Genomic DNA, 6,910 nt, shown 5'->3' on the forward strand with positions numbered 1-6,910 from the left:
AGGATCTGGCACGCATATCTGAGGAGCTGGTCATGCAGTTCGGAGTCTTCACCGTCGGCGACGTCACGGTTGACCCGACCACCGGTCGGGAGCCGACCGAGCATGAGCGGATCAAGGCGATGGTCGCCATCGCCCTGAAGGCCGAAGAGGTCGGGCTCGACGTCTTCGCCGCGGGCGAGCACCACAACCCGCCCTTCGTGCCCTCGTCGCCGACCACCATGCTCGGCCACATCGCGGCCCGTACCGAGCGGCTCCTGCTGTCCACCGCGACCACGCTGATCACCACCAACGACCCGGTGAAGATCGCCGAGGACTACGCGATGCTCCAGCACCTCGCCGACGGCCGGGTGGACCTGATGATGGGCCGCGGCAACACCGGCCCGGTGTACCCGTGGTTCGGCAAGGACATCCGCGCCGGCATTCCGCTCGCGATCGAGAACTACGACCTGCTGCACCGGCTGTGGCGCGAGGACGTGGTCGACTGGAAGGGCCGCTACCGCACCCCGCTGCAGTCGTTCACCTCGACGCCGCGCCCGCTCGACGGCGTTCCCCCGTTCGTCTGGCACGGGTCGATCCGCAGCCCGGAGATCGCCGAACAGGCCGCCTACTACGGTGACGGCTTCTTCCACAACCACATCTTCTGGCCCAAGGAGCACACCCAGCGGATGGTGGCGCTCTACCGCCAGCGCTTCGAGCACTACGGGCACGGCTCCGCCGACCAGGCGATCGTCGGCCTCGGCGGTCAGGTCTTCCTGCGCCGCAACTCGCAGGACGCGGTCCGGGAGTTCCGTCCCTACTTCGACAACGCCCCGGTCTACGGCCACGGGCCGTCGCTGGAGGAGTTCACCCGGGAGACCCCGCTGACGGTGGGCAGCCCGCAGCAGGTCATCGACCGCACGCTCGGCTTCCGCGACTACGTCGGCGACTACCAGCGCCAGCTCTTCCTGATCGACCACGCGGGGCTGCCGCTCAAGACGGTTCTCGAGCAGATGGACCTGCTCGGCGAGGAGGTCGTCCCCGTCCTGCGCAAGGAGTTCGCCTCGATGCGGCCGGCGCACGTTCCGGACGCGCCGACGCACGCCTCGCTGGTCGCCGCCGCGGGCGGCGCCAAGGACAGCACCGTGCACGCCGTCGACGACGTGACGGGCAAGGCGCCGGAGGTGGCCCGATGACCCGCCGCACCCTGGCCGTCGTCTCCGCGGGGCTGAGCCAGCCCTCATCCACCCGGCTGCTCGCCGACCAGCTCGCCGCGGCGACCCGCGACGAGCTGGTCCGGCGCGGCGCCGACGTGGAGCTGCGCGTCGTCGACCTCCGTGAGTACGCCCACGACGTGGTGAACAACCTGCTCACCGGCTTCCCGCCGACCGCCCTGCGGGAGGCCGTCGACGCGGTGACCGGCGCGGACGGGATCATCGCCGTCACGCCGATCTTCAGCGCTTCTTACAACGGGCTGTTCAAGTCGTTCTTCGACGTGCTGGACGCCGAGTCGCTGGTCGACCGGCCGGTGCTGATCGCTGCCACCGGCGGCACCGCCCGGCACTCGCTGGCCCTGGAGCACGCCGTCCGCCCGATGTTCAGCTACCTGCGGGCGGTGGTCGTGCCCACGGCGGTCTACGCCGCGCCGGAGGACTGGTCCGGAGGCAGCGCCGACGACGCGCTGCGCAGGCGGATAAGGCGCGGTGCCGGGGAGTTGGCCGACCAGCTCGAGCGTCGGTTGCCGGCCAGCGGACCCAACGACCCGTTCGCCCTCACCACCGACTTCCTGCATCTCCTGGGCCAGGGCGGCGACGACCCGGTCACCCCGGGGGCTCGTACGGGTGCGCAACCAGCACCGGACGGCGCGCGTGCGGGATTGCCGCCCGGCTGACCGAGCCCGGCGACACACCTGCTGCGTACCCTCGGCCAATGACCTTCGACGTGCGGCTGCGCCCGGTCCGCGAGGACGATCTCGTGGAGTTCTTCCTGCACCAGCAGGACCCGGAGGCCAACCGGATGGCCGCCTTCGGTCCCAAGGACCCGTCCGATGATCGTGAGTTCGCCCGACACTGGGCCCGGGTGCTCACCGACCCGGCCAACCTGGTCCGTACCGTCGAGGTCGACGGCGAGGTGGTCGGCTACGTGAGCGCCTTCCCCGCCGGCGAGCAGACCGAGGTCAGCTACTGGATCGACCCGGCCCGCTGGGGCCGCGGCCACGCCACGGCGGCCCTGGCCGCCCTGCTGCTCGAGGTGCCCCGGCCGGTGCACGCCCGCGCCGCCAAGGACAACGCCGCGTCCCTCGCGGTGCTCCGCAAGTGCGGGTTCGTGGTGGTCGGCGAGGACTCGGGGTACGCCCACAGCCGAGGCGTCGACGTCGAGGAGTGGCTGCTGGAGTTGCCCGCCGACGGCGCTGACCAGGGCGGGCACTAGTCTCGCGGGGTGAGTTGGTTGGATCTGGTCGGCTGGGCCGGCTCGGCGGTGCTGGTCTGGTCGCTGCTGCAGTCGCGTGTCCTGCGGCTGCGCGCGCTCAACCTCGTCGGCAGCGTCGTGCTGATCGGCTACAACGCCGCGCTCGAGGTCTGGCCCATGGTCGGGCTCAACATCGTGCTCGCGGTGATCAACATCTGGTACCTGCGCGGGATGCTCGCCACCCGCCACGACGAGACGACCTACCAGGTGGTGGAGGTCGGCGTCGGTGACGAGTTCCTGGCGCACACGCTGCGGGTGCACCGGGCCGACATCGCCCGCTTCAACCCCGACTTCCACTGGCACCCGGACGTTGCGGGCCGCTCGGCGTTCCTCGTGGTCACGGCCGACGAGGTGGTCGGAGTGGTGCTGTCGCACGCGACGGCGAACGGTGTCGCCCAGATCGATCTCGACTACGTGACCCCGAAGTTCCGCGACCTCACCCCCGGCGAGTTCGTCTACCGGCGCAGCCGCCTCTTCACCGAACGGGGCTTCCACCGGGTGGTCAGCCCGCCGGGGATGGTCGCCCCCTACTACCACCGCCTCGGCTTCCGCCCGGAGGGCGACTCCTACGTCCTGGACCTGCCCGCGTCACCGGCGACCGAGTCGGCGTAGCGTCGCCCAGGCAGGATTCGGCCGGCGCCGCACGGGGCACAGACACGCGTACGCCGGCCGGGAGAGCCGACCGGCGGGTGCCGCGCGCAGAGGCCGGCGCCACCACGACGAGGGAGCGAACCAGGCGTGCAGAGCTACGGGAGCCAACTGGCCCTGGTGGGAGTCCTGGTCGTCATCAACGCGCTCTTCTCCGGCAGTGAGATGGCGTTGGTGTCGTTGCGGGACAGCCAGATCCAGCGGTTGGAGCGCACCAGCCCGGCCGGGAGGGTGCTGGCCCGGCTCGCCAAGGATCCGAACCGCTTCCTGGCCACCATTCAGATCGGCATCACCCTGGCCGGCTTCCTGGCCTCCGCCGCCGCGGCGGTCTCGCTGGCCAAGCCCCTCGTGCCGCTGCTCGGCGTCTTCGGCAGCGCCGCCGAGACGGCGGCGATCGTGGTGGTCACCCTCGCGCTGACCTTCGTCACACTGGTCTTCGGCGAGTTGGCGCCCAAGCGGATCGCCATGCAGTCCGCCGAGCGTTGGGCGCTCCTGGTGGCCCGACCGCTCGACCTGCTCGCCACGTTCTCCCGCCCGGCCGTCTGGGCGCTCGGCGCCACCAGTGACCTGGTGGTCCGCCTGGTCGGGCTCAACCCGAAGCACCAGCCGGAGGAGATCGGGCCGGACGAGCTGCGGGACATCGTCGCCGGCAACCACGGCTTCACCAAGGAGCAGCGCACCATCATCGCCGGTGCCGTGGAGATCGCCGACCGGCGGTTGCGGGCTGTCCTCGTACCCCGGTTGCAGGTCTTCACGCTCGACAGCGGGACCACGGCGGAGGCCGCGCGGCTCGTGCTGGCCGCCACGGGGCACTCCCGCGCGCCGGTGGTGCGCCACGGCGGCCTGGACGACACGACCGGCGTGATCCACCTGCGCGACCTGGTGGGGGTGCCCGACGACCGGCCGGTCGACGACATCGCCCGCCCTCCGATGTTGCTGCCCGACTCACTGCCGGTGGTGGACGCGCTGCGCCAGTTCAAGGCCGAGCGTCAGCACATCGCGCTGGTGGTGGACGAGCGCGGAGCCGTCGACGGTATCGTCACCCTGGAGGACATCCTCGAGGAGATCGTCGGGGAGATCTACGACGAGACCGACCGGGACGGATACTCGGTGCGCCGGGAGCCGGACGGCGCGCTGGTGCTGCCCGGCACCTTCCCGGTACACGACCTGCCGGACATCGGCGTCGAGTTGCCGTCGCGGCCCGACGGCGACTACACCACGGTCGCCGGGCTGGTGCTGGCCCGCCTCGGGCACATCCCCACCGTCGCCGGGGAGGACGTCACCCTGGACGGCTGGATCCTGGTGGTGGCTGATATCGACCACCGGGCGATCACCGAGGTACGGCTGAGCCGGGTCCCGGACGAGACCGACGCTGACCGGGAGGCCGAGCCGGTGCTGGACGAGGCGCGCAGCTGACCCGACGGCCCAACGGCTCCGCTGGCCCGGTCAGGCGGGGGAGAGGTTCTGCAACCGGACCTGCCCGCGGGCGACCAGCCGCTCGTCGGCGTCGGTGATCTCCACCTGCCAGAGCTGCTGGCTACGGCCCCGGTGCACCGGATTGCCGACCGCGGTCAACTCGCCGTCCCGCACGGCCCGGAGGAAGTCGGTCTGGTTCGACACCCCGACGACGGTGCCCCGGTCGGCCAGCCACAGCGAGCCACCCACGCTGGCCACGGTCTCCACCACCGAGCAGTACACCCCGCCGTGCTGGATCCCGAACGGCTGGTGCAACTCGGGCCGGACCCGCCAGCTGATGACCACCCGGTCCGCGGTCGCTTCCTCGAACTTCAGGCCGAGCAGGGCGACGAAGCCACCCGTCAGGTCCGGAATCTCCACGGCGACAGCCTCCTCGATCAACGGGGCGCAAGCGTAACCTGAGCGGCTTGCGCCAAACCCGGTACGGGTCGATGCCGAAGATGGGGGAGAATCGGTGACCGTGACCGACAGCAGCTCCCCGCCGTCCGGGCGGGACTCCCTGACCGACGACCTGCTCTGGCGTGGCCTCATCCAGGACTCGACCGGCCCCGACGAGCTGCGCGAGCTGCTCGACGGTGGGAACGCCACCACCTTCTACGTGGGCTTCGACCCCACCGCGCCGAGCCTGCACGTCGGCTCCCTCATGCAGGTCACCATGGCCCGCCGGTTGCAACTCGCCGGCCACCGGCCGCTGCTGCTGGTCGGCGGTGCGACCGGCCAGATCGGTGACCCGAAGGAGAGCGCCGAGCGGGCGCTCAACCCCCCCGAGGTGATCGCCGGCTGGGTCGAGCGGATCCGCGAACAGCTGTCCCCCTTCGTGTCGTACACCGGCGAGAACGCGGCCCAGCTGGTCAACAACCTGGACTGGACCGGCGAGATGTCGGTGGTCGAGTTCCTCCGCGATGTAGGCAAGCACTTCCCGGTGAACAAGATGCTCGCCCGGGACGTGGTGCGGGCCCGACTGGAGACCGGCATCAGCTTCACCGAGTTCAGCTACCAGCTGTTGCAGGCCAACGACTTCTTCGAGTTGCACCGCCGCAACGGCTGCCAGCTCCAGTTCGGCGGCTCCGACCAGTGGGGCAACATCACCGCCGGCGTCGACTACGTACGCCGGCGGGGGGCCGGGCCGGTGCAGGCGTTCACCACGCCGCTGGTCACCAAGTCGGACGGCACGAAGTTCGGCAAGACCGAGGGCGGCGCGGTCTGGCTCGACCCGACCATGACCAGCCCGTACGCGTTCTACCAGTTCTGGCTCAACGTCGAGGACCGGGAGGTCGACCGCTACCTGCGGTACTTCAGCTTCCGCTCGCGCGACGACCTGGAGGACCTGGCGAAGGCGACCGCCGAACGGCCGGCGGCCCGTCTGGCGCAACGGGCGCTCGCCGAGGAGCTGACCACGCTGGTGCACGGCCCCGAGGAGACCCGGCAGGCGATCGCGGCCAGCCAGGCGCTGTTCGGCCGGGGGTCGTTGGACGACCTCGCCCCGGAGACCCTGCGCGCGGCGTTGACCGAGGCCGGTCTGGTCCGACTCGCCCCCGACCTGCCGAACGTGGCGGGTCTGCTGCGGGACTCCGGCCTGGTGCCCAGCGTCAAGGAGGCCCGGCGGGTGATCGCCGAGGGCGGCGCCTACGTCAACAACAACCGGGTGACCGACGTGGACGCCACGGTGTCGTCGACCGACCTGCTGCACGGCCGATACCTGGTGCTGCGCCGTGGCAAGCGCTCCTTTGCGGGCGTTGAGCTGGCCGAATAGTTGTCAGTCGACGATGTGACGGGGGACGCGTCCGACGGATTTGACGATCACTCCGGCGGACGCGTAACTTTCTCTCTGCCAGCGCGGAACGGACGAAACAGGCGAAAGCCTGAAAGGCCGGAGCGCGGGACGACCGCCGGTTCGGAGGGGTTGAACCTCTCGGAGCCGGTACCGGGTGGTGCTCCCGAAATCGCCGCGAGGCGGATTTGGTGCAGCGAAGCCGACCGGGTAAGGTTCACAAGCGGCAGGGAAACGGGCGAGTTCGCGGGAGACCGCAACGGCCGGCCTGCCGACCCCGTGACGAGAGCGGCGCAAGCCGGTCGAGACATGGTGCCCGCAGTACGGTGTGAAGCACGACGGACCGCCCAACAGCGGTTTGACACGGCGGAAACCGGCGGGTAACGTAGTCGGAGTGCCTAGCGCCACTGAGCGTTAGGAAAGCGGTAAAACGCCCCGAGATTGGGTCCCAGGTGTGGGGCTTGTTGATCGGTGTGTGGTTGTTCTTTGAGAACTCAACAGGGTGCTTGTAAAGCCAGTGCCAATTATGATTTATACCCCGGACTGGTCAGTTTTTCTGGCTGGTTGGGA

General features: G+C 70.3%; 7 protein-coding genes. 6 read left to right on the top strand and 1 reads right to left on the bottom strand.

Going from position 1 to position 6,910, the window contains the following annotated elements; translation table 11 throughout:
• Positions 1 to 32 precede the first annotated feature (32 nt).
• The 5 genes from ACLJN9_RS26475 to ACLJN9_RS26495 all read left to right on the top strand — a co-directional run bounded on the left by ACLJN9_RS26475 (position 33) and on the right by ACLJN9_RS26495 (position 4,509).
• A complete protein-coding gene (locus ACLJN9_RS26475; protein ID WP_410814314.1) occupies positions 33 to 1,172 on the top strand; it encodes an LLM class flavin-dependent oxidoreductase in 1,140 nt (379 codons plus the stop codon).
• Positions 1,169 to 1,867 (top strand): FMN reductase, encoded by a 699-nt coding sequence (locus tag ACLJN9_RS26480; protein WP_410814315.1) that lies wholly within the window; start codon positions 1,169 to 1,171, stop codon positions 1,865 to 1,867. The genes ACLJN9_RS26475 and ACLJN9_RS26480 overlap by 4 nt, the downstream gene beginning before the upstream one ends.
• Positions 1,868 to 1,905: 38 nt before the next feature.
• Positions 1,906 to 2,406 (top strand): GNAT family N-acetyltransferase, encoded by a 501-nt coding sequence (locus ACLJN9_RS26485; RefSeq protein WP_410814316.1) that lies wholly within the window; start codon positions 1,906 to 1,908, stop codon positions 2,404 to 2,406.
• A gap of 9 nt (positions 2,407 to 2,415) precedes the next feature.
• Complete coding sequence (locus tag ACLJN9_RS26490) at positions 2,416 to 3,057, top strand: hypothetical protein (RefSeq protein WP_410814317.1); 642 nt, start codon at positions 2,416 to 2,418, stop codon at positions 3,055 to 3,057.
• Positions 3,058 to 3,183: 126 nt separating this feature from the next.
• On the top strand, positions 3,184 to 4,509 hold the full coding sequence (locus ACLJN9_RS26495) for a hemolysin family protein (protein WP_410814318.1): 1,326 nt from the start codon (positions 3,184 to 3,186) through the stop codon (positions 4,507 to 4,509).
• Between the two features lie 30 nt (positions 4,510 to 4,539).
• Here the strand turns inward: ACLJN9_RS26495 and ACLJN9_RS26500 are convergent, their stop codons facing one another.
• Positions 4,540 to 4,929 (bottom strand): PaaI family thioesterase, encoded by a 390-nt coding sequence (locus tag ACLJN9_RS26500; RefSeq protein ID WP_410814335.1) that lies wholly within the window; start codon positions 4,927 to 4,929, stop codon positions 4,540 to 4,542.
• A 100-nt stretch (positions 4,930 to 5,029) separates the two neighbouring features.
• Here ACLJN9_RS26500 and tyrS point away from each other — a divergent pair, with 100 nt between their 5' ends.
• Positions 5,030 to 6,322, top strand: a complete 1,293-nt coding sequence (tyrS, locus tag ACLJN9_RS26505) for a tyrosine--tRNA ligase (RefSeq protein ID WP_410814336.1) — start codon at positions 5,030 to 5,032, stop codon at positions 6,320 to 6,322.
• Positions 6,323 to 6,910: the final 588 nt, after the last annotated feature.

Origin of the sequence: Micromonospora sp. 067-2 (genome assembly GCF_046549295.1) — a bacterium.
In the GTDB taxonomy this organism is placed as follows: Bacteria; Actinomycetota; Actinomycetes; order Mycobacteriales; family Micromonosporaceae; genus Micromonospora.